This is a genomic window from Streptomyces sp. NPDC058464 (assembly GCF_042721035.1).
GTDB lineage: Bacteria > Actinomycetota > Actinomycetes > Streptomycetales > Streptomycetaceae > Streptomyces.
Genome location: NZ_JBHXMA010000008.1, coordinates 254,957 through 280,029 on the forward strand (window position 1 = coordinate 254,957; position 25,073 = coordinate 280,029).

The following is a 25,073-nucleotide window of genomic DNA, read 5'->3' on the forward strand; positions in this document are numbered from 1 at the left end:
CGATCAGATCCCCACAGTGAAGCCGGCGGACCAGGACTGCATGTCCTGCACGAGACGGTCCCAGGTGCCCGTCAGCAGCAGCAGACCGGTCACGATCATCATCGTGCCGCCGATCCGCATCACCCATACGTAATGACGCTTGACCCAGCCGAAGGCGCCGAGCGCCTTGCGGAAGGCGATCGCTGTGAGCACGAAGGGCACACCGAGGCCCAGGCAGTAGGCGACGGTCAGTATGGCACCGCGGCCTGCGCTGCCCTGCTGGGAGGAGAGGCTCAGTACGGCGGCGAGCGTCGGGCCGATGCACGGGGTCCAGCCGATCCCGAAGAGCGCGCCCAGCAGGGGTGCCCCTACCAGACCTGCCACCGGCCGCTTGTGGAAGCGGAACTCGCGCTGGGTGAACCAGGGCATGAGGCCCATGAAGAACAGTCCCATGGCGATCATCAGGACGCCGAGGACCTTGTTGAGAGTGCCGGACTGCTCCTGGAGGTCCTGGCCGAAGTAGCCGAACAAGGCGCCGCTCGACACGAACACGACCGTGAAGCCGAGCACGAAGAGCGCGGCGCCGGTGGCCATCCGGCCGCGCCGGGCCTCGGCGAGGTCCGTGCCGGCGACCCCCGTGACGTAGGAGAGGTAACCGGGCACCAGCGGCAGCACGCACGGGGAGAAGAAGGAGACGAGGCCGCCGAGCAGCGCGATCGGCAGCGCGAGCAGCAGCGCGCCGTTCATGACCGTCGTGTTCGGTCCGTCGGTCGCGCCCGCGAGCGTCAGGAGTGCGCTCACGTCACTTCTCCGCGACGACCGGCTTGAGCATCTTCAGCAGGTTCTCCTCGCTGAGCGCCGCCAGCGAGCGCGCCGCGATCTTCCCCTGCCGGTCGAGTACCAGGGTGGAGGGGATGGCCTGCGGGTTGAGCGTGCCCTTCTTGAAGCGGAGCATCAGCTTGCCCGTCGGGTCGTACAGGCTCGGGTAGTCGATGCCGTTCTGCTTCTCGAAGGCGACCGCGGAACCGGTGCTGGTGTCGCGGGTGTTGATGCCGACGAACTGGACGCCCTTGGTCGCGTACTCCTTGGAGACGGAGGCGAAGTAGGGCGCCTCGGCCCGGCAGGGGCTGCACCAGGAGCCCCAGACGTTGATGACGACGACCTTGCCCTTGTAGTCGGCGACGTTCAGGGTGCTGCCGTCGATGGTCTTCCCGGACAGGTCGGGGGCCGCCGCGCGGTGGCCCTCGGCGACCGTGTCGATGCCGTCCTTGCCGGTGACGAAGTTGGTGTTGCCGCCTCCGCCGGAGGTGCCGCCGTTGCCGCACGCGGACAGGGTCAGGACCGCCGTGGCGGCCATGGCGCCGAGCAGGAGGGCGCGGCTACGGGTACTCATGTGAAAAGTTTCGCATGCCCGTTCTGAGGATCTTGCGCACCCCCCTCGGTCCGGGATTCGCCCCTTTTCAGGCCGCCGCCCCCTGCTTGAGGAAGGTCTTCCAGCCACCGGCGGGCCGCTGTCCCACGTCCAGCGTGCGCAACTTCGCCAGGACCTCCGGCTTCTGCACGTCCAGCCAGTCCGCGAACTGCCGGAAGGAGACGAGGCGCACGTCGGCACCCTTCTCCTTCTCCCGGGCGATGTGCTTGAAGGCCTGCTCGACGGCGTCCATGTAGATACCGCCGTTCCACTGCTCGAAGTGGTTGCCTATGAAGAAGGGCGCCCGGTTCGTCGTGTACGCCCGCTGGAATCCGGATATGTACGCCTGGGCCGACTGGGTCCGCCAGCCCGGGTAGTTGTACGCGGGGGCCTTGGTCGAGTTGACCGACTGGTTGGCGAGCATGTTGTAGTCCATGGAGAGGACCTCGAAGGAGCGGCCCGGGAACGGTATCTGCTGCAGCGGCAGGTCCCAGACGCCCAGCTTCTTCTCCGGCCAGACCTGGCGGCCGCCGGGCGAGGAGGCGTCGTAGCGCCAGCCGAGCTCGCGGGCGGTGGGCAGCAGGTTGTTCTGGCCGAGCAGGCAGGGGGTACGGCCGCCGACCAGCTCCTTGTCGTAGTCGAAGGGGAGCGGGGGCAGGTCGGTCCAGCCGGAGTTGGTCCGCCACTGCTTCACGAACGCCTTGGCCTGGTCTATCTCGCTCCGCCACTGCTTGGGCGTCCAGTTGCCGACGGTGCCGTAGCCGCCGCAGAAGTGCCCGTTGAAGTGGGTGCCTATCTCGTGCCCTTCGAGCCAGGCGCGGCGGACGTTGGTGAGAGTCGCCCTGATGTGCTCGTCGGTGAGGTAGCCGATGTCGGAGGCGCCGCGGGGGTTGTTCGGGGGGTCGTAGAGCCGCTTCTTCGACTCGGGGAGCAGGTACAGCCCCGAGAGGAAGAAGGTCATGGACGCGCCGTGCTCCTTGGCGAGATCCAGGAAGCGCGGGAAGAGGCCGGTGCCGACCTCGCCGGCGCCGTCCCAGGAGAAGATCACGAACTGCGGCGGGATCCGGCCGGGCTCCAGCGGCTCGGGGGCGGCGGGCTGGTGGGGCTGCTTGCCGGTGCGGGAGGTGGAGCCGTCGCCGAGGGGGTGGGCGGTCGCGGTCGGCTTCTTCGAGGGCTGCCTGCCGGAACCGCCGGCGTGGTTCGCACCGTCCGACGATGTGTGCGTACCGCAGCCGGCGAGGCCGAGTCCGGCCGCGGCGCCCGCGCCGACGCCGAGTATTCCCCTTCGGGTGAAGGTACGCATGGTGCCCCGATTCGTCACGTCCTCTGGTGGTCACCCACTCAGAGGGCGGGACGAACAGGGAGGTTCCGAAAGGAACCGCATATTTTCAGACTAATTTAATGAAACCATGTTCGGCGGCACGGAGTTCACGCCCCGAAGGCCTTGTCCTTCCCCTTCACCGGCTTGGCGCCGGCGCGCAGATGGGCCGGGACCAGGTCGATGGCGGGCTCGCTGTACCCGACGGAAACGATCCTGTCGCCCTCGTACGTGAAAGTCGTCAGCGAGGCGAGGGTGCACTGCCGCTTGCGCGGGTCGTGCCAGAGCCGGCGCCGCTCGATGTACGACCGCAGGATCCAGATCGGCAGCTGGTGGCTGACCAGCACCGCCTCGTGCCCCCGCGCCTGGTCCCTGGCCGCGTCCAGGGCGCCCCGCATCCGCACCACCTGGTCGACGTACGGCTCGCCCCAGGACGGCCGGAACGGGTTGACGAGGTACTTCCAGTTGGCCGGGTTCTTCAGCGCCCCGTCGCCGACCCCGAAGGTCTTGCCCTGGAAGATGTTCTCGGCCTCGATGAGCCGCTCGTCGGTGCCGAGGTCGAGCCCGTGCGCCTTGGCGATCGGGGTCGCGGTCTCCTGCGCGCGCTCCAGCGGGGAGGCGGCGACGTGGGTGACGTCCCGGCCGGCGAGGTGCTCGGCGACCCGGTCGGCCATCTGCCGGCCGAGCTCGGAGAGGTGGTAGCCGGGGAGTCTGCCGTACAGGACCCCGTCGGGGTTGGCCACCTCCCCGTGCCGCATGACGTGGACGACGGTGATGTCCTGCTGCTCACTCATGCTGCCTTGGCCTCCGCGGCCGCTCGGGCCGCCGCCGGGAGGGCGTCGGCGATCTTCTGGACGGCACGCTCGTCGTGGGCCGTGGAGACGAACCAGGACTCGAAGGACGACGGCGGCAGGTAGACGCCGTCGGCGAGGAGGGAGTGGAAGAAGGCGGTGAACCGGAACGACTCCTGGCCCCGCGCGTCCTCGTAGTTCCGCACCGGGCGGTTGGTGAAGAAGACGGAGAACATGTTGGAGGCGGTCTGCACCTGGTGCGCGACGCCCTCCTTGTTCAGCGCCTCACCGACCAGCCCCTGGATCTGCTCCGACACGGCGTTGACCTTGTCGTAGGCCGCGTCGTCGAGCAGCCGCAGCTGGGCGAGACCGGCGGCGGTGGCGACGGGGTTCCCGGAGAGGGTGCCGGCCTGGTAGACGGGCCCGGCCGGGGCGAGGTGCGCCATGACGTCCTCGCGGCCACCGAAGGCCGCGGCCGGGAAGCCGCCCCCCATGACCTTCCCGAAGGTCATCAGGTCGGGCACGACGCCGTCGATCCCGAACCACCCGGCCCGACTCGTCCGGAACCCGGTCATGACCTCGTCGGAGACGTACAGGGCGCCGTTCTTGTGACAGGTGTCCCTGACGCCCTGGTTGAACCCGGGCGCGGGCGGCACGACGCCCATGTTGCCCGGCGACGCCTCGGTGATCACGCAGGCGATCTCCCCCGGGTGCCGGTGGAAGGCCTCCTGCACCGCCTCCAGGTCGTTGTACGGCAGCACGATCGTGTCGCCGGCCTGCGCACCGGTGACACCGGGGGTGTCCGGCAGCGCGAAGGTGGCCACGCCGGACCCGGCGGCGGCCAGGAGGCTGTCGACGTGCCCGTGGTAACACCCGGCGAACTTGATCACCTTGGTGCGCCGGGTGAACCCGCGGGCGAGCCGGATGGCGCTCATCGTGGCCTCGGTCCCGCTGCTGACCAGCCGGACCTGCTCCAGCGGCTCGATCCGGGCGACCATCTCCTCCGCGAGGGCGACCTCGCCCTCACCGGGCGTACCGAAGGAGGTACCGCGGGAGACGGCCTCCTGGACGGCGGCGATGACCTCGGGGTGGGAGTGCCCGAGGATCATCGGCCCCCAGGAGCACACAAGGTCGACGTACTCGCGCCCGTCGGCGTCCGTGAGGTAGGGCCCCTTGCCGGAGACCATGAAACGGGGGGTGCCGCCGACGGCGCGGAAGGCGCGCACCGGGGAGTTCACGCCGCCGGGCGTGACGACGGAGGCGCGGTCGAAGAGCGCCTGTGAGACGGGCGCGTCGTAGGGATAGGGCGTTTCGCTCTGGGCACTCATGACGTGCGACTTCTCCGACTTCTCGGACTCCGGATGCTTGGTGACCTCCTCAGGGTAGGCCGAGGACGGCGGTCCTCTCGCAGCGGAGGACGGCGGTCCCCGCACAGCGCCCGGGGCATCTGCGAGACTGTGACCCGATACACCCAGCTCATCCGGCACGCAGGCGGCCGGAGGCTGTAAAGATCCTGCGGACTGATGTTTCGACGCACGTTTCGGCGGGCGGCCGTGGGGGAGGTCACTGACACGATGATCGGGTTGCGCGGCGGGGGCCACGCGTCCTAGAAAAGCAGTCGGGTGGAGATATGCATCGCGGTGGCGGACTGGGTGAGGGGACCGATGACCTGGGTCCTCGACGTGCCCAACGGGGAAAGCACCGGCGCGACGCGGAGGAATCGGCCGAAGCAGCACGTCACGAACAAGGCGTACCGAGTGAGTCGGAGCGGCGCGACCGACGTATCGATCAGCGGGACCGCGATCAGAGGGATCGGGACCAGCGGAGCGAGCGGCGGATCGACCGTCTGCAGACCGGGAGCAGGAATGGTGGTCGGGTGGGGGTGACGTACAAATACTTCGGCGCACCGGACGGCGCGACCGCGGCCCGGGTCCCGATCTCGATGCGCCCCGAGGAACTCGGCGGCGACGAGCTCGGCATGAACGGCATGTTCACCAAGATCAAGCCGGAGACGATGGCCGCGATGGTGCTGACGGGCATCGAAGGCGTGCCTCTGCACAAGGTGCCGCCGCTGGAGCTGGTGGTACTGCACCCCGACTACGCGGTGGTCAAGCTCCCCATGACGGTGGTCGACCCCCTGCGCGGCATCGGCGAGGAAGCGGTCGGCGCGGCGGCCTTCATCTGGTCGACGGTCCCGGACCGGGGCGGCCCGAGGGACGCGTTCAACGTGTACCAGCTGCTGCACGAGTGGCAGGACTTCAGCCACCGGCTGCATGAGGCGGGGCATCAGCCGTACTGCTTGGTGTGGCCCTGACCTAGGATTTCGGTGGTTTCGGGCGGGGTCTTCGGGCCTCGCCCTTTTTGGTGCCGGGGGGGCCGTCAGGCGGCCAGGGCACATTGAGGGCACATTGGTTTCGCTGGGGGTGCTGATGTGCCCTGGGCGGCGGGTGGGTCGCCGTTGTCTTCCGCCTCGACCTCCGCCTCCGTTTCCTTTTCCGTGAAGTCGTCGTCGATCGCCTTGCGGGTGCGGGTCTCGCTGGACGGCAGCAGGTGTGCGTACGTCCGCAGCGTGAATCCCGGGTCCGAGTGGCCGAGGTATTCGGAGAGCGCCTTGATGCTCTCCCCCGCGTCCAGGAGTACGGAGGCGTAGGCGTGCCGGAGGGCGTGCATGCCGTCTTCCGGGGCCGCCTGGAGGTAGCGCGCGCCCCGCTCGCGGGGAGGGATCACGCCGGCGGCGGCCAGGGCACGCTTCCAGTCGCCCATGTTGAAGACACTGCAGTTGTAGGCTCGGTGTCAAGGAAGCCGAGGCCCTGCGGGGTGGCGACGACTCCGACGCCCCAGTTCCGTTCCTGCGCGGCGGTGATCAGCTTGCCGACGTCACCGGCGATGCCGCACGCGCAGACGACGACGTACAGGAAGGGCTTCTTGGCCGGTTCCTTGGCGGTGGGCTCTGTCACGCGTGGGCTCCAGGATGGTGGGCTTCTCGTTGGGCGGCCAGCTGATCGGCCAGCGCATCGGGCCCGATCTTGCTCAGGGCCCACAGGCTGCTGGATCGACGTGCCCACCGCCAGAGCGGGTTGTCCACAGGGGTGTGGAAGGGCAGCACGGGAATGCCGTGGGCGTCGAAAGGACCAGCGTCGAGGTAACGCAGACCACCGGTGCCGCACAGATAGTGGGTGCTGCCGGTGGCTGCCGCGAGGTCGGCAAGGCGCTCGGAGCGGCCTTGCCGGGTCCGGATCCCGCTGCTGTCCCGCACCTTGCCCGACCAGCCGAGAGCGCTGAGCAGGGCGATCGTCGATGTCCTCGCCAGGTCGGCCACACGGTCCGACTCGTCGAGCGCGGCCAGCACCTCGGACACAGCGCCCCAGTAGGGACTGCGGCCGTAGTACTGGCGGACGAGAAGCTGGACCGTCCGGCGCGAGCGACGCGGATCAACAAGCCGTGCCTGGCTGATCAGCGTCGGGCGCCCGTGGGGAAGGTGCGTCGGGAGCGTGAGCCACTGCTGTCGGGATGGATCGTCCAGGGCGGCGAGACGGGCGCGGTGCTGGTAGTCGCGCCGGGCGAACTGCACGTCGTCCAGGACGATCCACAGGTCGGCGCAGAACAGCTTCGCCAGCGTGGACAGCCGGGGAAACAGGTTCGGTTGGTGGATCGTGCACAGCCCGTCCAACGCATCGGCGCTGGGCGGCTCAGGTGCTGATGAGGCGGCTGTCGAAGCCGGCGCCCAGGAGGCGCTCGTAAGCGTCATACACATCCCCCGGTACGTCCTGCTCGACGGCGAAGCCGAGCTTCGGGTACTCGATCACCCGTTGCAGGTCCCCGACGAGCATGTCGACGACGAGCCTCTCGTCGCCGATGGACTTGATGTAGTCCTCCAACTCCAGCGGCTCGGAGGCGCACACAACCTCAGCCTCGGGCCAAAGCTTGCGGCAGGTCGCATACGAGCGGCGTTCCATGTACGGCTTGGAGATCAGCAGCAGCGACTGCACTTCCACCCCGGCCTCGGCCAGCAGCTCGCGGGAGAAGGTGATGTTCTGGCCGGTGTTTGCGGCCTTCGACTCCACGATGATCGCCTCGTCCGGCACCCCCAGGCTCAGCGCGTGCTCGCGGTAGTGGACGGCCTCGCCGCGTGGGAAGCGAGCGCGGGTGGTGGGGCTGTTGCCGCCGCTGAAGACCACGACCGGGAAAAGGTCAGCGCGATAAAGGTCGACCGCAGTAGTCGCGACCCCGAGGTCGTGGCTGCCCAGGCCGATCGCCGCCGAGCAGGGCCGCAGCTCGTGGCCCATCTGGTGGTAATTCCAGATCAGCGTCGCGTCGTGGAACTGCTCGTCGGTGATCTGGCGCTGCTGGTGCTCCGGCACTGGCACTCCCTGGCTCATCCTTGCTGGCCCTTTCGGATGCCCTCAATACTGCGCAGCTGGTGGCTCAGCCCGTACTGCCGGGCCACCTGTGCCGCCTGGTCGAGGACGGACAGCCCATCATTCCGGGTCGCCGCATCCGACAGAAGGATGTGCCCGTACGCGGTGTCCAGCCGCACCCGCTGCATCGGGGAGTCGACCGTGCCGGTGGCGCGCGCGATGTCGATGTAGTGCAGTGCCTGCTTCAGGTCGCCGGCACCGCGATGGGCCAGGGCCAGCTTCTGGTGGGCGACCGACCAGTCCTCCGGCTCGCCCAGGTCCTCGAAGGCACGAGTGGCGGCCGTCATCGCGTTGGTGGCGTACTCGTTGTCGCCCTCCTTGCTCAGCGCCGTACCCACCCACAGCCGCGCCCTGGCACGGTCACGCGGGCTCAGGCGCTGGTCCCCGGCGAGGAGTTCGTAGTGGCGAGCGGAGGATTCCAACCCGCCCGACATCTCCTGAACGACGGCCAGGGACAGCTCGATCTGAGCCACCCGGCGTGGGACGTCGAGCTCGGTGAACATGCCGCGGGCGGTCAGGTAGGAGTGGCGGGCGGAGAGTGGGCCGAGGATCGCGCCCTGATCGCGCTGGAGGTCGCCCAGGAGCACGAGGGAACGGCCGTACAAATAGAGACCCTTGTCGTCCAGCTGCTGGGGTGCACGGCTGCCCAACCAGCGGTTCAACAGGGTTGAGGCGAACGGGAAGTCCTGACGGTTGATGCAGACAACAGCGCGCTCGATGTCCTCGGTCCAGGTCTCGTAGTCCGCCGGCCGCGCGCTCTTCCGCTCAGGGAACAGCATTGCCTCGAAGCGGGCTTGGGCGGCGGAATCCGCCCGTGCGAGTGCGGTGTCGAGGATGGCCTGGGTGTCCGGTCGGGGCTGTGTCTCCGCGCCAAGGCTCTCCCACTTCGCAACCGTGCGCAGCGCGACACCGAGGTGCTCGGCGAAAGCGCGCGTGCTCATACGCAACGCGGCGCGCAGGGCGCTCGCCTCCCGACCTGTCCATTGCTGCACGCTGACCACGGATGACCTCCCTCCGTCACGTATAGAAGCACTGTCGGTGACGACGTGGGATGGGAAGTGCAACGGAAGTACAACAGCAGGTCATTTCGAGGCCGTTCACGACGGCCGACGCTATGGGCATGGACGACGACCTCATCACCGAACGCCACCCCGTCGCCTTCCCCCAGGTCTTCGGCTACCTACGCCACGTCACCGGCGGGCTGCCCCGCCACACGGCGCTCGTCGACTGCCTCACCGAGTACTGCGAACGGCACGAACTGGCCCTGTGCGGTGTCTTCACCGAACGCGACTCCACGGTGATCATCCGGTCCCCGGCCTTCGTCGGTCTGCTCGACGCGCTCGAACTCCCCGATGCCTACGGTGCCGTGGTTCCGGCTCTCAGCCACCTCGGCCCGAAGGGCCTCGGCACCGAGCGCAAGCGGCAGATAACAGCAGCAGGCGCTCGTCTGATCGTGGTCCGCCGCTTCACGCCGACCACGGAATCCACTTCTTCGCTCGGCGCGAGCCACAGCTTCTGGCCGCAGGGGGATGCGTGATGTCCGTGCGCGATGCGTTGCGAAGAGCTCCCATGGTGAACGACGTGCCGGGGCTGCGGCTGCTGAAGGTCGGCGACGGCTGGGACGTCGTGCGCACCTCCGCCGAGATCGGCCTCCTGGCCCTGGCCTTCCTGCGCTGCACTGGTACTTCCGTCGGCCCCGTGCTCTACGACAGGCCCAACGGGCGTCTCTACTACGCCGTCCCGACCGGCTCCGCAGCCAGCTGGGACGATCTGCCGGTACGGCACCTCTCCACCAACTCCTGGCTCGTCGCGCCCGGCCTGGAGCTGCTCGACGACTGGTTCGGCGGGTGGTGCGAGCTGCCTGACGACGACACCCTCACCGACACGGAAGCCCTCCGTGCCGCGCTCCAGCACCCCTACGTCGCTTCGGCCAACGACGAAGCGCACGCCGACGCCTGCCTCTAGAACCCGGGCCCCACACCCCTCTACCCCAACCTCAAGGGGACCTCCGTGACGACCCACCTCGTCTCACCGAACACCGTGCTCGCCAACGCACTTCTCCGCGCCGAGGACGTCCTGACCCCACGCATCCTGGCTACTCCGCCGGAGCGGATCGTGCTGGTCGTCGGCACCCAGATCAACGGCGCCCCGCACATCGGCACCTCGCTCGTACAGTCCCTGGCCTTCGCAATGGCCGCCCGCCTGCGCGACCGCTTCGGCATCCCCACCGAGGTCCTCTTCAGCGCCCTTGACAACGCCCCGTACGAACTGGCCACCGACACCACCAACGGCCACCGCTACCAACGCGCCTACGCCCAAGCCCTCGGCGACCCAGCCGTGACCGCCCTCGTCAACGCCCTCTACCAGCCTCTCTTCACAGCTCTGTCCCGACGCCTGGGCCTCCCGCACCGCGTCGAGACCTACACGCAGCAGCAGGCCGGCGAGCACTTCCGCCGCACCTGGCTACGACTGCTCCCCCGCCTCGACGCCGCCCGCTGGTGGCTCGCCCCCTCCACCGGCACGCCGCACCTCCGGATCCCCTGCCCACGCCCCGGCTGCGGCTGGGCCGAGAAACACGCCGAGCGCACCCGCATCCACCTCGCTGATCGAGAAACCGCCGACGTCGGTGCGGTCTGCCTGCATCATGGCCCCTACCGGGCCGCCATCACGCCCACCTCCGGCGCCTACCTCGACCTGGCCACCCTGTACCGAAACCTGGTCAAGGAACTGGCCCTGACCAGCCACGGCGACGGCACCCTGCACGTCATGGTCAAGGGCGGCGACTGGATCTTCGGCTCCCTCCTCGTCGACGAAGCCCTCCAAGCCGTCGGACTCACCCGAGCCCAACTCCCCGCCCACCTGTTCTGCCCCCAGATCGTCACCGACACGGGCGCGAAACTGTCCAAATCACTCATCCGCGAAGGCGGCGCCCCCTTGCCCGAGGGCGCCGCCGACTGGATGCTCGACACCCGGCAATGGCCTGGCACCGTCGCCGAATACGCCGACCAATTGCTGGCTACTGCCGACACCCTGCTGTCCGACCCCCGACACTTCTTCCGCTCGTACTCCGCAGCCGAGATCGGCCGCCTGATCACCGCACCAGCACCCAGGAGCATTCCCACCCCATGAACGACGCCGCTGGCCGCATCCACGAACTCAACCTCTACCGCCAGTACTTCGCCCTCGTCGCCGCAGGGACCAAGACCATCGAGGTGCGGGTCAAATACCCCTACCTCGCCGACCTCGCCGTCGGCGACTGCATCCGGTTCCGCATCAAGGGCACCGACGAGACCTGCGAGGTCAAGGTCAAGCGGGTCACGGAGTACCCCGACTTCGAGGCCCTGCTCGACGGCGAGGGACCTACCAACGTGAACCCCACAGCCAGCCGCGACGAGCAGCTCGCCAACATCCGGGCCATCTATCCGTCAGAGAAGGAAGCCCTCGGCGCCTTGGCCATCCGGATCGGGCTCATCAGCTGACACCTGACGCCCTACCCATCCCCTGGCGGACGGGTCTGGGACTAGTTCCCGCGCCCACGTGCCGAGGCTGGTGCTGTCAGCGCCTGACCAGGGAAAACTGCCGGGAAGACGTCCGGGCGGGGTTCTACTCGACGGGACAGGAAGAGGCTCCCACCGCAGCTTTTCGCGGCGGCCGGGGCGCGTGGACCGCCGCGCGGGACGTGAGCGCCGCGGTCCACGGCTTCATGGAAGGAACTTCACCTCTGGGAAGGCCGCGCTCGGGCCGTCGAGCAGATGCCCTCGACGGTGCCGCAGGTGCAGGTCGAAGAAGGCGAGCGGGTATGCCTGTTGGATCCGTACCGACCGGGCCGGGTCGAGGGTGCCGATCCAGTCCTGGATCTGCTGGTCGGTCATGCCGAGGATCTTGCCTGCTTGCGGGATGAGAGTCGCGTTGTCGCCGTATGACTGGTGGATGGCCCCGTCGGCCTGGATGTCGAGCCGCCAGCCTCGAAGGTGCGTCCAGAACTCGGCGACGTCTGGCATGGCGGCCCGGGTGAACACGGCGGTCATCATCATGAACGGCCGGTCCAGGTCGGCGGTGACGGTCGGCTGCATCGGGCCGTCGATACTGAGTCCGGCCCTGACGCGCTGGTCGGCGAGCATGGTGAGCGCGGTGGCGGTGCCGCCCTTCGACCAGCCGAACGAGCCGATGCACCGCGGGTCGAGGGCGCCGAGCAAACCCTGGGGCAGTGGCTTGCCGTCGACGTCGGGGTTGCGGCCGGCGGCGAGCCCCTCCACGCAGTCGAGCAGGAACCGGAGGTCCGCGGCGAAGTCCCTCGGGAACATCGGGACGTCGCCCGGGGTGACCACCCGGCCGTCGGGGAACTCGGTGAACGTGTCGTAGGTGTGGTCGACGGTGACCACCACATACCCGTGGCTGGCGAATTCCTGGACCATGACGGTGTGGTCGCTGCGGTGGCTGCCAGCTCCGTGCGAGTACACGATGACGGGCAGGCGGTGGCCCGTACGGTGCACGGGGGCGCCCACGTGCCCGGCGGTGAGCGGGCCGAGGGCGGGGTCGAGGGGGAAGCCGGCGTCTGTCAGAAACGCCCGCAACGCGCCCTCGGTCATCCAGGGGGCGCGCGGCAGGTCCTCCGCCCTGCGGGCGGGGTACCAGACACTGGCCATCAACTCGCGGTGATGCCCCGGGCCGGCCACGGGATCCGGACGTGAGGTGTCGACGAGGTGAAGCGGCACCATGCCCACCGGGTGCGGTCCGGTGGGCGGAGGCAGGGTGAGTCGCGCCGGGCCGGAGGCGGTCGGAGCCGCCCACGCGCGGGATGCGACGCCGAGCGGCACGGCAGTCCCGATTCCAGCGGTCAGCGCTGCCCCGAGCATGCGACGGCGCGTCATTGATTTTTGGCTGTTGGATGCCGTGACGGTCATGAATCCTCCCGAGTCTGGGTTTCTTGGTCGGAACCGGGCTCGCGGCCCGTGGCGCTGGTGTGGGGCGGCATCGTCATGGCCTCGCGTCCGGTCCTCAACGTCGCTCCGCGGAGGCGGCTACTTTCGGGCCGATCCTGATGTGGACGATGCCGCTGTCGAGGTCGATCGGCCCGCGGCAGGGGTCGCCCTCGCCCTCGTCGTCGCGCATCCACTCCAGGCGCTGTCGCTCCTCCTGAACGTGGCGGGCGCTCGGAAGGAAGACCTCTTCGACGATGTTCACCGCAGGACACTGCCTTGATCGGGCCGAGATTCCCGACACGGAGACGGATGGTCCGAAGGGATGTACATCGTCAAGGCTCCTGGCTGTGGATTCAGAGACAACCGCTGTCGTATTGCGAAGGGCTCCATCAGCCCCGGACACCGATGAGAACGATGTCCGGGACCGTAGCGGGGAGTTGGCGTGTCAGCCGTTGCGGGCGGCCTCTGGGCCGGTGATGCGTTTGAGCAGGGGGAGAGTCGAGGCGATGATGCCCAGCGAGGCAACGAGGCCGAGAGCGACGAGCGCGTAATACGCCACGCCCGGCGGCACCAGGTCGTAGTGCATCTGCGATTTCAGGAACAAGGCCGAGGCGGCGAAGGCCGTACCGATCGAGATCGCGGCCACTGCAAGCAGCGGCAATGCGCTCTCCAGGCCGATCACCCGCTGCAGCAACCGCAGCGGCGCGCCGGTGAGCCGCAGCAGCGCGAACGGCCGTCGGCGATCCGACAGGCCCGCGACCACGCTCACCGCCAGGCTGCACCCTGCGATCGGCAGGGTGGTCAGCAGCACCACGTCGGCCAGTTGCCGCCAACCGGCCAGCTCCTGCTGCAAGTCGGTGCCCCAGTCGCCCACGGTTTGGGCCTGTTGGTGCGGGTAGGCGGTGGTGAGCAGGGTCCGTACGCGTTCCATGGCGGCTGTCGACCCGTCGGTGGCCACGTAGAGCAGTTGTACGGGCAGCTTGGCGACGGCTGCGGTGCTGATCGCGGCGGCGGGCCACGGCAGGCTCGGGTGCGACTGCAGGCTGACGAACGCGTAGAAGTCGACGGCCGTGACGCTCGCGCCGGCCGGGCAGCGGCCCACCATGGGAGTCTGCGCCAGGTCGGAGCAGGTCACCAGGGCCGGCGCGGCCGGGGGTGGATCGCCCGGGTGGACTCTCCGACGCACCACCTTGCCGATGCCGTCGGGGTTGGCGTGGACGACGGCCGCGCCCCGCACGCCCGGGATCGCACGCACCTCGGTCAGCAGCCGGTCCGGGACGGCCCCGGCCAGCGGCGCCTGGCCGTCGCTGCCGGCCTCCACCACCGTCCGGGTCTGCCGGTCGCCGCCCAGCGTGCCGCGGTAGTCGTTGATGGTACCGATGATGCTGACCGTCGCGGTGGTCACGAACAGGGCCAGGACGAGGCCGCTGACCGCGCGGAAGCCGGCCTTCGGGTCGTCGGCAAGCCGCCGCACCGCGATCAGGGCGGCCGGGCGGCGGGTGCGCCTGGCCACCGCCCGGGCGACGATCATGGTCAGCCACGGCCCGGCAATCACCAGGCCCAGCATCACCACCAGGAAGCCGGGGAGGTAGGCCGCCGTCTGGCCGTTCCCGGTCGCCGGGCGGCGGCCGACGAAGACGAAGTACGCCAGTTCGGCCAGGCCCGCCAGCAGTGGGATCAGCCGCCAGGCGCGCGGCGGGCGCGGGGTCACCCTGCGGGTCACGCCGAGCGGGGAGATAGTGACCCGGCGCAGTGCGAGGCGCGCCGCGATCGCCGCCGCCACCGGCACGACGCCGACGACGCCGAGGGCCTGCGGGGCGCTGAGCGTCAGGTCCGAAAGGAAGAACCGCTGCTGCCCGGTGAGCGGGATGGTGGCGACCAGCGGGCGCAGCGCGGCGTAGAGCCCGAAGCCGAGCACCGTCCCGGCGGCCGCCGCCAGGGCGGACTCCACCGCCGATAGCAGCGACACCTGCCGGGGAGTGGCGCCGACCAACCGCATCGCCGCGTACCGCTGTTCGCGCGTGGCGGCGGACAGACGGGTGGCGGTGGCGATGAAGATCAGCACCGGGAAGATCAGTGCCCCGGCCACCACGGAGGAGATGAGCGTCAGCGCGTCGCCGCGCACGGCGTTGTCCCAGCACTCGTTGTCGCAGGTGGGTGGCCGGGTGCTGGCGATGGTGGTGACCGCCCTCGCCCCTGGTGCGCCCTCGATCTGGGCGGGGGTACGGCCGATGACGGCGATCAGCGAGTCCGGGGAGGCTAGAGCGGCGTCGCCGATCGTGCCGGTGAGCCGCCCGGGGAAGCGGTCGCCCAGCTGGTCGGCCGGGGTGTCGCGGATCAGCTGGGCCAGCGCGGGGGAGGCGTAGTACTCGCCCGGCGCGGGCAGGTGCGTGAGGCCGGGCGGGACGGGCGAGTTCGGGCCGGTCGCGGCGACGTCGACCTCGGTGAGGGACTTGCCGTCGTAGTAGTCGCCGTGCGGCCACCACCACAGCGGGTCCGCCGACGCCTGCTCGGTACGGCTCGCGGCGCCGGTGTCGAGCCAGACCTGCCGCTGGTTCGTCCGCTCGACGGCGTTCATGCTGGCGAAGGTCGACAGCAGCAGCCCGACGCCGATGGCGACCGCGGCGGTGATCATGGCCAGCCGGGCGAGGGCCTCCCGGCCGCCGCTGACCGCGAGGCGGAAGGCGAAGGCGATCACGAGGCGATCCGTCCGGTCGTGAGCAGGCTGGCCTTGCCGTCCCGCACGATGGCCTCCCGGTCGGCGTGCGCGGCGACCCGGGGCTCGTGGGTCACCAGGACGATGGTGGTGCCCTCCTCGTGGGCCGCATCCACCATCAGGTCCATCACCTGCTCGCCGGTCAGCGAGTCCAGCGCCCCGGTCGGCTCGTCGGCGAACAGCACCTTGGGCCGGGCCACCAGACCGCGGGCCAGCGCCACCCGCTGCGCCTGACCTCCCGACAACTCCCCGGAACGGCGCCGCTCCAGGCCGTCCAGGCCCAGCCGGGCGAACCAGGGCCGGGCCTCGGCGAGCGCGGCCGCCCGGCGCACGCCGGAGAACAACAGCGGTAGGGCGACGTTCTCCTCGGCGGTCAACTCGGGTACGAGCTGGCCGAACTGGAAGACGAAGCCGAAGGTGTCGCGGCGCAGGGCGCTGCGCTCGGCCTCGTTCAGGATGTCGATGCGGCGTCCGTCGAAGTGCACCTCGCCCGAGTCGGGGGTGAGGATGCCGGCCAGGCAGTGCAGCAGAGTGGACTTGCCCGAGCCGCTCGGGCCCATCACGGCGAACACCTCGCCGGCCTCGATGGCCAGGCTGGCGCCGCGCAGGGCGGGGGTCTCGCCGAAGGAGAGAGTGAGGTCGCGGGCCTCGATCAGGGTGCTCATGCGCGCACCGCCGCTGCCAGCGTATCCATCCGGGCCGTGGTCAGCTCGATCCACCGTAGGTCGGCCTCCAGGTGGAACAGGCCGTGGTCGGCGAGTAGGACGTCGATGATCGGACCGGTGCGGCGCAGCTTCGTCAGCTCGTGCATACGCTGCAGGTGGGCGGCCCGCTGGGTGTCCAGGTACTGCTGGGCGTCGCGGCCGAGCATCAGGGCCAGCACAACCTTGGTGAACAGCACGGTCTGCAAATTGGGCTCGGGTGCCACCGGCTCGGTGAGCCAGGTCTCGAACTCCGTCGCCCCCGCCTCGGTGATCACGTAGCGCTTGCGCTCCGGGCCGACGCCGGGCTCAGCCTCCCCGGCCATGACCTTCCCGTCCCGCGCCAACCGGCCAAGCGTTGTGTAGACCTGCCCGTACGGCAGCGGCTTGCCGCGGTTGAAGAAGGCGTCGTAGTCGCGCTTGAGGTCGTAGCCGTGGCTCGGCTCCCGCTCCAACAGCCCCAACAGGGTGAGAGGAACACTCATGCGAGGACCATACACCAGAGATATACTCCGAGTGTATATCTGCTGAGAGTGCGTTCTGGTCGTGGGACCTCGCATCCGGTTGCCGGCCTGTCACCGGCGACCAGCGTGTCGCCCTGAGTCGACTGTCAGGGGCGCTGGTTCAGAGCTTTGGCCGGCTCCCGGCTCCCGGTTGACGGCTCGCGCGCGTGGCGAACGCGAGTCGGGTGTTGTGAAAGACCCCGCGTGGTCCTCGTAGGGCACATCCAGGGCACATGAGCCTGGGAAACGGCGTTGACCTGTGAGAACTACCGAGAGGAGTTTCCCCAGGTCAACGCACATTTCCTTGCGAACCCGCAGATCAGCACCCTCCCGCCCCCAATCGCTGCACGAGTGGCAGGACTTCTCGCATCGGCTGCATGAGGCGGGGCATCAGCCGTACTGCTTGGTGTGGCCCTGACCTGGGGTTTCGGTGGTTTCGGGCGGGGTCTTCGGGCCTCGCCCTTTTTGGTGCCGGGGAGGGGCCGTCAGGCGGCCAGGGATCCGTTTCCGCGAGGGCGTCGTCGATCGCCTTGCGGGTGCGGGACTCGCTCGACGGCAGTAGACGCGTGTACGTCCGCAGCGTGAATCCCGGGTCCGAGTCCCCGAGATACCGGGAGAGCGTCTTGGTGCGAACCGGCCGGCGATTCGGGCCCCGCCCTGGCCGGACATCGCTCGCCGGTGGGCACGGTCCGCGCTACGGCCTGTGGCCACCGCACGGTCTTCAGGAGTCCACACGACCCCCGGTGGTCATGCAGTGGCGGTACCGGTGCTCGGCCGGGCCCACCACGAGATCGGCACGTCGGAACGGGGGCGCCGGTGCAGACGCTGGGGTGTGCGAGACCGGTCCACCGCCGTCAGCCGAGGGCATCGAGCAACTCGCGCTCGCGCTGCGCGCTGAGGCCTGCACGCCTTTCCCGGTCCAGCCCCTGCTCGCGTTCCCAGCGCAGCGTGTCGGCCAGCATCTGCGCCGTGGGCCGGTGACGCAGCCCCGCGGCGCGCGCCGCGGACCCGTCCCGGGCCGACCACCCCTCCCAGCCCGGCTCGGCCAGCCACATCGCCAGCGATTCGGGCCCCATGTACTGGGCCACGCCGTTGGCGAGCAACCACGCCGACTCGGCGGTGACCACCGGACCGGTGTGGCCGCCGGCGGCGCGGGACAGCTCGATCCACTCTTCGAACGGAACGACCGGACCGACGGCGTCGTACGTGCCGGTGGTTCCCGCCTCCGCACAGTGGAGCAGCCAGGAGGTGAGGTCCCGCACGTCGACCACCTGGGTGGGCAGGGCCGGTGTGTCGGGGACCAGCATCGGCCCGCGCGGATCGCGTGCGGCGCGGGCGGCCCAGTAGCCGGAGCGCCCGCTGTGATCGCCCGGCCCGCCGATGAGCCCGGCCCGTGCGATGAGGAGGCGGTCGCCCACAGCGGCCGTCGACGCCTGTTCGCAGGCGACCTTCGCCTCGCCGTACAACTCGCGGTCGACCTCGCTCCGGTCGGTCGGGGCGAGCAGTGCCGCGGACTCGTCCGCCCCCGGCGTGGCGTGGGAGGCGTAGGCGTTGCCGGACGAGACATACACCCAGTGCCCGGCCTTGCCGCCCAGCACGTCGAGCGCTCCACGAACGAAGCCCGGCTGCCATGACACCTCGACGACCGCGTCCCACACGCGGTCGAGCAGCGGCTGGTACGCCGACGGGTCGCGCCGGTCGGCGGCGACCAGTGTCGCTCCGTCCGCGACTTCGCCGCTCTCGCCACGCGCGAGGCAGGTCACCCGATGGCCGCGTTCGACCGCCAGCCTCGACAGCTCCCGACCCACCCATGCCGTTCCGCCCAGAACCAGGATCTCCATACCGACACACAAGCACCGGGATCACCGCCCGGCCAGGCGGATTCGCTGACAGCAGATGGCCGGCCGCTGGTTCCGCCTCATCCCTCGGGCACTGGCGTCGACCCGCCGAGGCATCCACACACCCGATCGCGAAGTCGCGTTGGACTACTGGCAGGGTGTCGTCGATACGGGCGTTGAAAGGCGACGCCTTCACCTGTAGACCGCCGGACCGCCGGCCCGCTGCCCCAGTGGCTCCCGGTGAGCGCATCCCGCCCGGCGCCCGGCCGTGGTCGCGCTGCCGAGGTGGGCGGTGCGGATCGTTGTCAGTACCGGCTGGCATGATCCGCGACATGGATCTCCGCCTCGTCTTCGCCGACCTCGACCGAGTGGACTGGTCGCGGCTCTGCCATGCCTACGGCTCCGCGGAGGACGTCCCGGCGCTGCTGCGGGATCTCGCGTCCCCGGTGGAGAAGACCGCCGCGGAGGCGGAGCAGGAGTTGTGGAGCAGCATCGTCCACCAGGGCACGGTCTACACGGCGACCGCGCCCGCGGTGCCCTTCCTGGCGCGACTCGTCGCCGAAGGCGTGCGCCGAAGCGCCTTGGTGGGCATGCTCGGTGTGATCGCCGGGAGCGTCGACGAGCACGATCTGCCGGTGCCCGGCGCGGCCCGCGGTGCCGTTGCGGCACAACTGGGGCCGCTCCTGCCGCTGCTCGCGGACGACGATCGCGAGGTGCGGCGGACGACGGTGTGGGCGGTGGCCCAGTGCCGGTCGGCGGCCGGTCCCGACGCGCGTGCGGCGCTGCGGGCCCGCTGGGCGGCGGAGAGCGATCCGGCGGTGCGCGCGGACGTGCTGACGGCCTGTGCGCTCCTGGATCCCGACGCGGCCGAGGAGCTGTGCTCCGCGGTGCTCGCCGGGAACGAGCCGGCGCCGGTTCAGGTTGCGGCGCTGCTGGTCACTGCCGACTGCGGCCTGCCGTGGGACATGGAGACGACCAAGTGCGTCACGGCATTGGTCCCGTTGGAGCGGCACGGTTTCGGCGCCCTGTGGGAGCGGGAGCCGCTGGACGCGATCGTCGAAGCTCTGCACACACGCGGTGAGACCGACACCGCCATCGACGTGGTCGGCTCCGCGCTCGGGCGGGCCGTGGCACTGCGGCTTCAGGGGAGCGAGCACGCGCAGGCCGCCACCACCGAGGCGCGGTGGACCGCCGAGTCCCTCGCCCGCCGCTCACGGACCGCCCCGGCACGGCTGCTGCCCGCAGTGCTCCCGCTGCTCGACGATCCGGCCACCGCGGCCGGCGTGATCCCGCTGCTGCGTACCTGGTGTCAGCCGGCCCCGGAGGCGGTCCCGGCCCTGCTTGCCATCGCGCGGGCCACTGGCGAATCGGCCGACGAGGCCCTCGCCGCGCTGGTGTGCCTGGGAGCCCCGGAGGCGACCGGGCTGCTCGCCCGCCACCTGCCCGAGCGGCCCCACGCGCTGATGGCCGCGTACCGCCTCACGACCGGTGAGACCCGGACGCCGGGTCGTGCCCACACGCCCGGCGAGGACCGGACGCCCCTGCCCTACGATCCCGAGCTGCTCGACGCGCTACGCGCCCGGCTCGCCGCCGAACCGTCCCGCGAGCGCAGATCGGTCTTCGACGGCGGACTGGCCGCGACCAACGAACCGGTGTATCTGAGCGGGCTGTTGGCCGCCTGGGGCAGGCCGGCCAGGGCGGCCCTGCCGGAGCTGCTCGCCGCGCTGCCGCGCCATCCGCTCCCGGTCAGCCGCGCCCTGGCCGCCGTGGCCGATCCCCGGACCGACGCACACGTGGTCGAGGCGCTACGAGCCCAGGCCCGACAGGGACCACCGGCCACGCGTCAGGCGGCGGCAAGCGCACTCCACTCCCTGACCGGCGACGCCGACCCCCTGATCTCCGTACTCTCCGAACTGCTGGCCGAGCGAGGCAACGGCTTGGACCACACCCTCACTGTGGCCGCCTCGCTCGGGGAGGCCGCTCGTCCCTTGCTGCCGCTGCTGCACACACTGCTGGCGGAACCGCCGCAGTCGCGCGAGACCGTGCCGGCGATCAGGGCAGCGCTCGGGGCCGCAGCGCTGGTCTGGGAACTGACCGGAGATGAGCGGGCGGTGCTCCCGGTGATCCGGGAGGGCCTCGCCTGGGCCTCCCAGGCATGGGGCCAGGAGACGGTGAAACGCGCCGCCGAAGTCGCCTGCCTGCTCGGTCCCACAGCCGAGCCGCTCGTCCCCGACCTCCTGCCGCTGCTGGACGATCCGGAACTCTCCCCTGCCCTCGTACTCGCACTGACCAGCGTCTGTCCCGAGGCCGGCACACTCGCCGGGTTCGCCCGGACCACCCTGGCCGACCGTGTCCTGGCAGCGGCCCGACCGGGCTCGTATGCGCGCTCCGCCTCGGCTGTGCTGAGAGCCTGCGTCGCGCTCGGCCCGACGGCCTTCACCGACGCTCGGCTCGACGTGATCCGCGACCTCGCGGACGGCGACCGGCGCATCGTGGGCGCCGGCCTCCAGGACCAGATCATCCTCGACGACGAACGCTTCCGCGCCGAGGCCCGGAAGGTCCTGGGGACACTGACTGGCAATGCCTTGAGTTCGTAGGGACCTGGGCTGTGCGGCCTGCCCTGGTGGTGGGGGTGGTCGGGTGTTTCGCGGATGGTGATCTCGAACGTGACGGGGGCCCATCGCGTGCGAACTGCCGTGGGCTGCGGTGATGAGGATCTCCGAGATTCCCCACCGGTGCTCGGCTCGTCCGCGGACCGGCTCTTCCGCACCCTGCGAGGGGTTGTTACAGGCGCCGGGCGGGGGCTGTTGTGCCGGGAGTGAGCCCCAGGGCTGCCTTGGCCTGTCGGGTGCGTTCGTCGGCGAGGACTTCCGTCACGCCCGCTTCGACGGCGGCGAAGGCCTGCTCGGCGATCGCTTCCGGGGTGTTCTTGGGACCGGTGACGTGGGCGGCCATGTCCGTGTCGATGTATCCGCAGTGCACGCCGACGACGAGGACGCCGGTGTCGTGGAGTTCGCCGCGGATCCCGTTGGTCAGGGCCCAGGCGGCGGCCTTGGAGGCGCTGTAGGAGCCCATCGCGGGGTTGGTGAACCAGCTCGCGATGGACAGCACGTTGACGATGGCGCCGGGCGGGCTGCTTATGAGCAGCGGGGCGAAGGCACGGCACATGGCGAGCGTGCCGAAGTAGTTGACCTCCATCTCCGTGCGGGCGGCCTCCGGGTCGGGCGCGGCCAGCAAGGGGCTGTCGGTGAGGACGCCGGCGTTGTTGACCAGCAAGGTCACGTCGGAACACGTCTCGGCCGCCGCGGCCACCTGGGCGGGATCGGTGACGTCGAGGCGGACCGGGATCACGCCGGGCTCACGGACCGACCGCGGGTCGCGGGCCCCGCCGTAGACACGGTGGGCGCCGCGTTGCAGGAGCAGCCGGGCCATCACCTGTCCGAGCCCCCGGTTCGCGCCGGTCACCAGTGCCGTTGCCCCCTGGATCCGCAAGGTCTCGACCCCCGTCCCGCCCGGCCGATTCCTCGGCGGTTTCCCGATCATGCAGTGGACCATGTGAGATGAACGGCGGTCTCGTGGAACCCGAGAGCGCGATAGAAGTCGGCCGCTCTGCGGGTCGGCACGGTCACCTCGACGTCCTTCGCCTCCCGGGCCCTTGCCTGTGCGGCCCGGATCAGCGCGGAACCCGTACCGCGGCCGCGCATGGGCTCGGCCACCGTGAGTTCGAGCAGTTCGAGGATCGTTCCGCCGGCGAACAGGGTGGGCACGCGCACCGCGAGCAGGTACCCGACCACGCGCGAGTCCCGCTCGGCGACCAGGAACTCGGCGCTGCCGTCCGCGGCGGCCTCGATGATCCGGGGGAACGTGGCGTCGTCGAAGACCGCTCGGTCGGGTCGGCAGCTCGTCACGAAACCGCTCAACAGACGGTAGATGTCATCGGCGTCCGAGGGTGTGGCGTCGCGGACGGTCGTCATGCCGGCCCGTCCGCCGTCACCGCGGCCCGGTCCGCGGACAGGGGGCATACCCCGGCCGGCTGCATCCCCGACTGCGTGGGTGAGGGCGTCGTACCGCGGCCGCGCAGGCCCCGGCAGCGTTCGTGCAGCCGGAGGGTCATGTCGAGCCGAGCGCGGCTCCCCGCCGGACCAACGGGTGCGCACACATGCATCCCCCGGAGATTACCCTGCACGCCAGGGGAGTTGATCGCCGTTCGCGGAGCGGAAGCCGGCCACGCCGCTTCGAGGAACGCCAGCAGTGGTACCCGGTGTGAGTGGCCGCTGCGGGTAGTGGCGCGCCGATATGGTCGCTATGTCATGTGCGCGGGGAGGGGGCTGCTGTGACGGGTGACCGTGATCACGTCGATTTCCGGGGCAGCGAGATCTACGGTCCTGTGCTGGGCAAGGGCACTCAGAACAACTACTACGGGACATCCCGGGTTCCGGTCACCTTGCCGCATCTGGTCGGGGTGATCCCGCCGCGGGCGGGTTGTTTCCAGGACCGGGCCGAGGCTGCCCGGCTGGTGGCGACGCTGGCCGCAGGTGGGACCACGGTCGTCAGCTCTGCGGGTGGGGTGCCGGCGGGTGGGGTGCCGGCGGGTGGGGTGCTGGCCGGGATGGGCGGGGTCGGCAAGACCCAGCTGGCCGCCGACTACGCACGTTCCGCCTGGCAGGCGGGTGAGGTGGACGTGCTGGTGTGGATCACTGCCGGTAACGCAACCGAAGCCGCGTCGGGGTATGCGCAGGCGGGCATGGAGATCCTGGGTGCTGAACCCGAAATGGCGGCGCAGGCGTTTCTGGCCTGTCTGGAGCCCGGGCCGCGGGAGCGGTCGTGGCGGTGGCTGGTGGTGCTGGACGATGTCGCCGACCCTGCCGACCTGAACGGGCTGTGGCCGCCGGCCAGTCCGCACGGGCGGACCCTGGTCACCACCCGCCGCAAGGACGCCGCGCTCACCAACGAGGGCAGGCGTCTGATCGAGGTGGGGTTGTTCACCGAGGCCGAGTCCGTGGACTACCTCACCGCCGCACTGGCCGCCCGGGACCGCACCGAGCCCGCCGGGCAGCTCGTTGCTCTCGCCGCCGAACTCGGGTATCTGCCGCTGGCGCTGTCCCAGGCCGCCGCCTATCTCATCGACGCCGGCATGGACTGTGCCGGCTACCGCGACGTGCTCGCCGACCGCGCCACGAAACTGGCCGACACCGGTCCCGATGCCCTGCCTGACGGGCAGACCCACACCGCGGCCGCCGCGTGGGCGGTGTCCATCGAGCGCGCCGACAGCCTCATGCCTGCCGGGCTGGCCCGGCCGCTGCTGCAGCTCGCCGCGTTCCTCGACCCCAACGGCATCCCCGACACCGTCCTCACCAGCCGCCCCGCTCTCACCCACCTCGCCACGGCCACGGGCCGCGCCCAGGTCACCCCTGCCGAGGTGCGGCGTGCGTTGCGGGCGCTGTACAGACTCAGCCTGATCGACCACACCCCCGCCACCCCGCATCAGGCGGTCCGGGTCCATCAGCTCGTCCAGCGCGCCGTCCGCGACACCCTCACCCCCGGTCAACACGATCAGATCGCCCGTACCGCGGCCGACGCCCTGCTCGCCGCGTGGCCCGGCATCGAGAACGACACCGCGCTCGCCCAGGCCCTGCGCGCCAACTCGACCGCCCTGACCGCGCACGCCGAGAACACGCTCCTTCTCCCTGTGGCGCACGACGTGCTGTTCCGGGTCGGCGGCAGCCTCGGTGAGGCGGGCCAGGTCACCGCCGCCCGCGACTACTTCCACCACCTCACCCGCACCACAACCTCCCGGCTCGGTCCCGACCACCCCGACACCCTGTCCACCCGGAACAGTCTCGGCCACTGGCGGGGGGTGGCGGGGGACCCGGAGGGTGCCGCCGCCGCGTTCGCCGACCTGCTGGAGGACCGGCTGCGGGTCCTGGGACCCGACCACCGCGGCACCCTCATCACCCGGCACAGCCTCGCCCGTTGGCGGGGGGAGGCGGGAGACGCGGCGGGGGCCGCCGCCGCGTTCGCCGACCTGCTGGAGGACCGGCTGCGGGTCCTGGGACCCGACCACCGCGACACCCTCATCGCCCGGAGCGATCTCGCCCACTGGCGGGGGGAGGCAGGGGACACCGCCGGCGCCGCCGAGGCGTTCGCCGGGCTGTTGGACGACTCCCTGCGGGTCCTGGGGCCCGACCACCGCGACACCCTCACCACCCGGAGCAACCTTGCCCACTGGCGGGGGGAGGCAGGGGATACCGCCGGCGCCGCCGCCGCGTTCGCCGAGCTGCTGGACGATCGGCTGCGGGTCCTGGGACCCGACCACCCCAACACCCTCACCGCCCGGCACAACCTCACCTCCTGGCGGGGGGAGGCGGGAGACGCGGCGGGGGCCGCCGCCGCGTTCGCCGACCTGCTGGAGGACCGGCTGCGGGTCCTGGGACCCGACCACCCCGACACCCTCACCACCCGGCACAGCCTCGCCT

At 70.6% G+C, this 25,073-nt stretch carries 23 protein-coding genes and 3 pseudogenes; 7 read left to right on the top strand and 19 right to left on the bottom strand.

The window, feature by feature from the left end; all coding sequences use genetic code 11:
* Positions 1–3: 3 nt before the first annotated feature.
* The 5 genes from ACFWPQ_RS14200 to hemL all read right to left on the bottom strand — a co-directional run bounded on the left by ACFWPQ_RS14200 (position 4) and on the right by hemL (position 4,827).
* Positions 4–780 carry a cytochrome c biogenesis CcdA family protein gene (locus ACFWPQ_RS14200; RefSeq protein WP_384033135.1) on the bottom strand — a complete coding sequence of 259 codons (777 nt, stop codon included), beginning with the start codon at positions 778–780 and terminating at the stop codon, positions 4–6.
* A 1-nt stretch (position 781) separates the two neighbouring features.
* Positions 782–1,372: a TlpA family protein disulfide reductase gene (locus ACFWPQ_RS14205; protein ID WP_384033138.1), complete on the bottom strand. Its 591-nt coding sequence runs from the start codon at positions 1,370–1,372 to the stop codon at positions 782–784.
* 67 nt (positions 1,373–1,439) lie between these two features.
* Positions 1,440–2,693, bottom strand: a complete 1,254-nt coding sequence (locus ACFWPQ_RS14210) for a hypothetical protein (RefSeq protein ID WP_384033141.1) — start codon at positions 2,691–2,693, stop codon at positions 1,440–1,442.
* Positions 2,694–2,818: 125 nt separating this feature from the next.
* Positions 2,819–3,502, bottom strand: coding sequence for a histidine phosphatase family protein (locus ACFWPQ_RS14215; RefSeq protein WP_384033144.1), 684 nt, complete (start codon positions 3,500–3,502; stop codon positions 2,819–2,821).
* On the bottom strand, positions 3,499–4,827 hold the full coding sequence (gene hemL / locus ACFWPQ_RS14220) for a glutamate-1-semialdehyde 2,1-aminomutase (RefSeq protein ID WP_384033147.1): 1,329 nt from the start codon (positions 4,825–4,827) through the stop codon (positions 3,499–3,501). Before hemL ends, ACFWPQ_RS14215 begins: the two co-directional genes overlap by 4 nt.
* 302 nt (positions 4,828–5,129) lie before the next feature.
* Between hemL and ACFWPQ_RS14225 the strand changes: the two genes are divergently transcribed.
* Positions 5,130–5,813, top strand: a complete 684-nt coding sequence (locus tag ACFWPQ_RS14225) for a hypothetical protein (RefSeq protein WP_361282587.1) — start codon at positions 5,130–5,132, stop codon at positions 5,811–5,813.
* A gap of 65 nt (positions 5,814–5,878) precedes the next feature.
* On the opposite strand, the pseudogene ACFWPQ_RS14230 reads toward ACFWPQ_RS14225, so the two are convergent.
* The 5 genes and pseudogenes from ACFWPQ_RS14230 to ACFWPQ_RS14250 form a co-directional block, all read right to left on the bottom strand.
* Positions 5,879–6,289: pseudogene (locus tag ACFWPQ_RS14230) on the bottom strand (tyrosine-type recombinase/integrase); the annotation flags it as partial.
* Positions 6,226–6,456 (bottom strand): annotated as a pseudogene (locus ACFWPQ_RS14235) (flavoprotein); the annotation flags it as partial. The pseudogenes ACFWPQ_RS14235 and ACFWPQ_RS14230, both read right to left, overlap by 64 nt.
* The gene (locus tag ACFWPQ_RS14240) at positions 6,453–7,160 is read right to left on the bottom strand and encodes a WbqC family protein (RefSeq protein ID WP_384033239.1); all 708 of its coding nucleotides are present in this window, start codon (positions 7,158–7,160) and stop codon (positions 6,453–6,455) included. The gene ACFWPQ_RS14240 and the pseudogene ACFWPQ_RS14235, both read right to left, overlap by 4 nt.
* A gap of 28 nt (positions 7,161–7,188) precedes the next feature.
* Positions 7,189–7,878 carry a YdcF family protein gene (locus ACFWPQ_RS14245; protein WP_384033150.1) on the bottom strand — a complete coding sequence of 230 codons (690 nt, stop codon included), beginning with the start codon at positions 7,876–7,878 and terminating at the stop codon, positions 7,189–7,191.
* Positions 7,875–8,918, bottom strand: coding sequence for a helix-turn-helix domain-containing protein (locus ACFWPQ_RS14250; RefSeq protein ID WP_384033153.1), 1,044 nt, complete (start codon positions 8,916–8,918; stop codon positions 7,875–7,877). Before ACFWPQ_RS14250 ends, ACFWPQ_RS14245 begins: the two co-directional genes overlap by 4 nt.
* 119 nt (positions 8,919–9,037) lie before the next feature.
* Between ACFWPQ_RS14250 and ACFWPQ_RS14255 the strand changes: the two genes are divergently transcribed.
* The 4 genes from ACFWPQ_RS14255 to ACFWPQ_RS14270 are packed head-to-tail and all read left to right on the top strand — an operon-like array spanning position 9,038 to position 11,396.
* Positions 9,038–9,454, top strand: a complete 417-nt coding sequence (locus tag ACFWPQ_RS14255) for a hypothetical protein (RefSeq protein WP_384033156.1) — start codon at positions 9,038–9,040, stop codon at positions 9,452–9,454.
* 32 nt (positions 9,455–9,486) lie between these two features.
* Positions 9,487–9,882, top strand: coding sequence for a hypothetical protein (locus ACFWPQ_RS14260; RefSeq protein WP_384033158.1), 396 nt, complete (start codon positions 9,487–9,489; stop codon positions 9,880–9,882).
* Positions 9,883–9,927: 45 nt separating this feature from the next.
* Positions 9,928–11,046 carry a hypothetical protein gene (locus ACFWPQ_RS14265; protein WP_384033161.1) on the top strand — a complete coding sequence of 373 codons (1,119 nt, stop codon included), beginning with the start codon at positions 9,928–9,930 and terminating at the stop codon, positions 11,044–11,046.
* A complete protein-coding gene (locus tag ACFWPQ_RS14270; protein ID WP_384033164.1) occupies positions 11,043–11,396 on the top strand; it encodes an ASCH domain-containing protein in 354 nt (117 codons plus the stop codon). The genes ACFWPQ_RS14265 and ACFWPQ_RS14270 overlap by 4 nt, the downstream gene beginning before the upstream one ends.
* 222 nt (positions 11,397–11,618) lie before the next feature.
* Here ACFWPQ_RS14270 and ACFWPQ_RS14275 read toward each other — a convergent pair whose 3' ends face one another.
* The 7 genes and pseudogenes from ACFWPQ_RS14275 to ACFWPQ_RS14305 form a co-directional block, all read right to left on the bottom strand.
* Positions 11,619–12,821, bottom strand: coding sequence for an alpha/beta hydrolase family protein (locus tag ACFWPQ_RS14275; protein WP_384033166.1), 1,203 nt, complete (start codon positions 12,819–12,821; stop codon positions 11,619–11,621).
* A 94-nt stretch (positions 12,822–12,915) separates the two neighbouring features.
* Positions 12,916–13,101 carry a DUF6191 domain-containing protein gene (locus ACFWPQ_RS14280; RefSeq protein ID WP_384033169.1) on the bottom strand — a complete coding sequence of 62 codons (186 nt, stop codon included), beginning with the start codon at positions 13,099–13,101 and terminating at the stop codon, positions 12,916–12,918.
* A gap of 183 nt (positions 13,102–13,284) precedes the next feature.
* Positions 13,285–15,537, bottom strand: a complete 2,253-nt coding sequence (locus tag ACFWPQ_RS14285) for an FtsX-like permease family protein (protein WP_384033172.1) — start codon at positions 15,535–15,537, stop codon at positions 13,285–13,287.
* Positions 15,534–16,220 carry an ABC transporter ATP-binding protein gene (locus tag ACFWPQ_RS14290; protein WP_384033176.1) on the bottom strand — a complete coding sequence of 229 codons (687 nt, stop codon included), beginning with the start codon at positions 16,218–16,220 and terminating at the stop codon, positions 15,534–15,536. Before ACFWPQ_RS14290 ends, ACFWPQ_RS14285 begins: the two co-directional genes overlap by 4 nt.
* On the bottom strand, positions 16,217–16,741 hold the full coding sequence (locus ACFWPQ_RS14295) for a PadR family transcriptional regulator (RefSeq protein WP_384033179.1): 525 nt from the start codon (positions 16,739–16,741) through the stop codon (positions 16,217–16,219). The genes ACFWPQ_RS14290 and ACFWPQ_RS14295 overlap by 4 nt, the downstream gene beginning before the upstream one ends.
* 514 nt (positions 16,742–17,255) lie before the next feature.
* A pseudogene (locus ACFWPQ_RS14300) lies at positions 17,256–17,384 on the bottom strand (site-specific integrase); the annotation flags it as partial.
* Positions 17,385–17,613: 229 nt separating this feature from the next.
* The gene (locus ACFWPQ_RS14305) at positions 17,614–18,600 is read right to left on the bottom strand and encodes an NAD-dependent epimerase/dehydratase family protein (protein ID WP_384033181.1); all 987 of its coding nucleotides are present in this window, start codon (positions 18,598–18,600) and stop codon (positions 17,614–17,616) included.
* Positions 18,601–18,929: 329 nt separating this feature from the next.
* Between ACFWPQ_RS14305 and ACFWPQ_RS14310 the strand changes: the two genes are divergently transcribed.
* Positions 18,930–21,194 carry a hypothetical protein gene (locus ACFWPQ_RS14310; protein WP_384033184.1) on the top strand — a complete coding sequence of 755 codons (2,265 nt, stop codon included), beginning with the start codon at positions 18,930–18,932 and terminating at the stop codon, positions 21,192–21,194.
* Between the two features lie 187 nt (positions 21,195–21,381).
* Here the strand turns inward: ACFWPQ_RS14310 and ACFWPQ_RS14315 are convergent, their stop codons facing one another.
* Together ACFWPQ_RS14315 and ACFWPQ_RS14320 are read right to left on the bottom strand one after the other, a co-directional pair.
* Positions 21,382–22,140, bottom strand: coding sequence for an SDR family oxidoreductase (locus ACFWPQ_RS14315; protein ID WP_384033187.1), 759 nt, complete (start codon positions 22,138–22,140; stop codon positions 21,382–21,384).
* Positions 22,137–22,571, bottom strand: a complete 435-nt coding sequence (locus ACFWPQ_RS14320) for a GNAT family N-acetyltransferase (RefSeq protein WP_384033189.1) — start codon at positions 22,569–22,571, stop codon at positions 22,137–22,139. The genes ACFWPQ_RS14315 and ACFWPQ_RS14320 overlap by 4 nt, the downstream gene beginning before the upstream one ends.
* Positions 22,572–22,930: 359 nt before the next feature.
* Between ACFWPQ_RS14320 and ACFWPQ_RS14325 the strand changes: the two genes are divergently transcribed.
* Positions 22,931–25,073: tetratricopeptide repeat protein (locus ACFWPQ_RS14325; RefSeq protein ID WP_384033192.1), on the top strand; the 2,143-nt coding region annotated here is incomplete at its 3' end.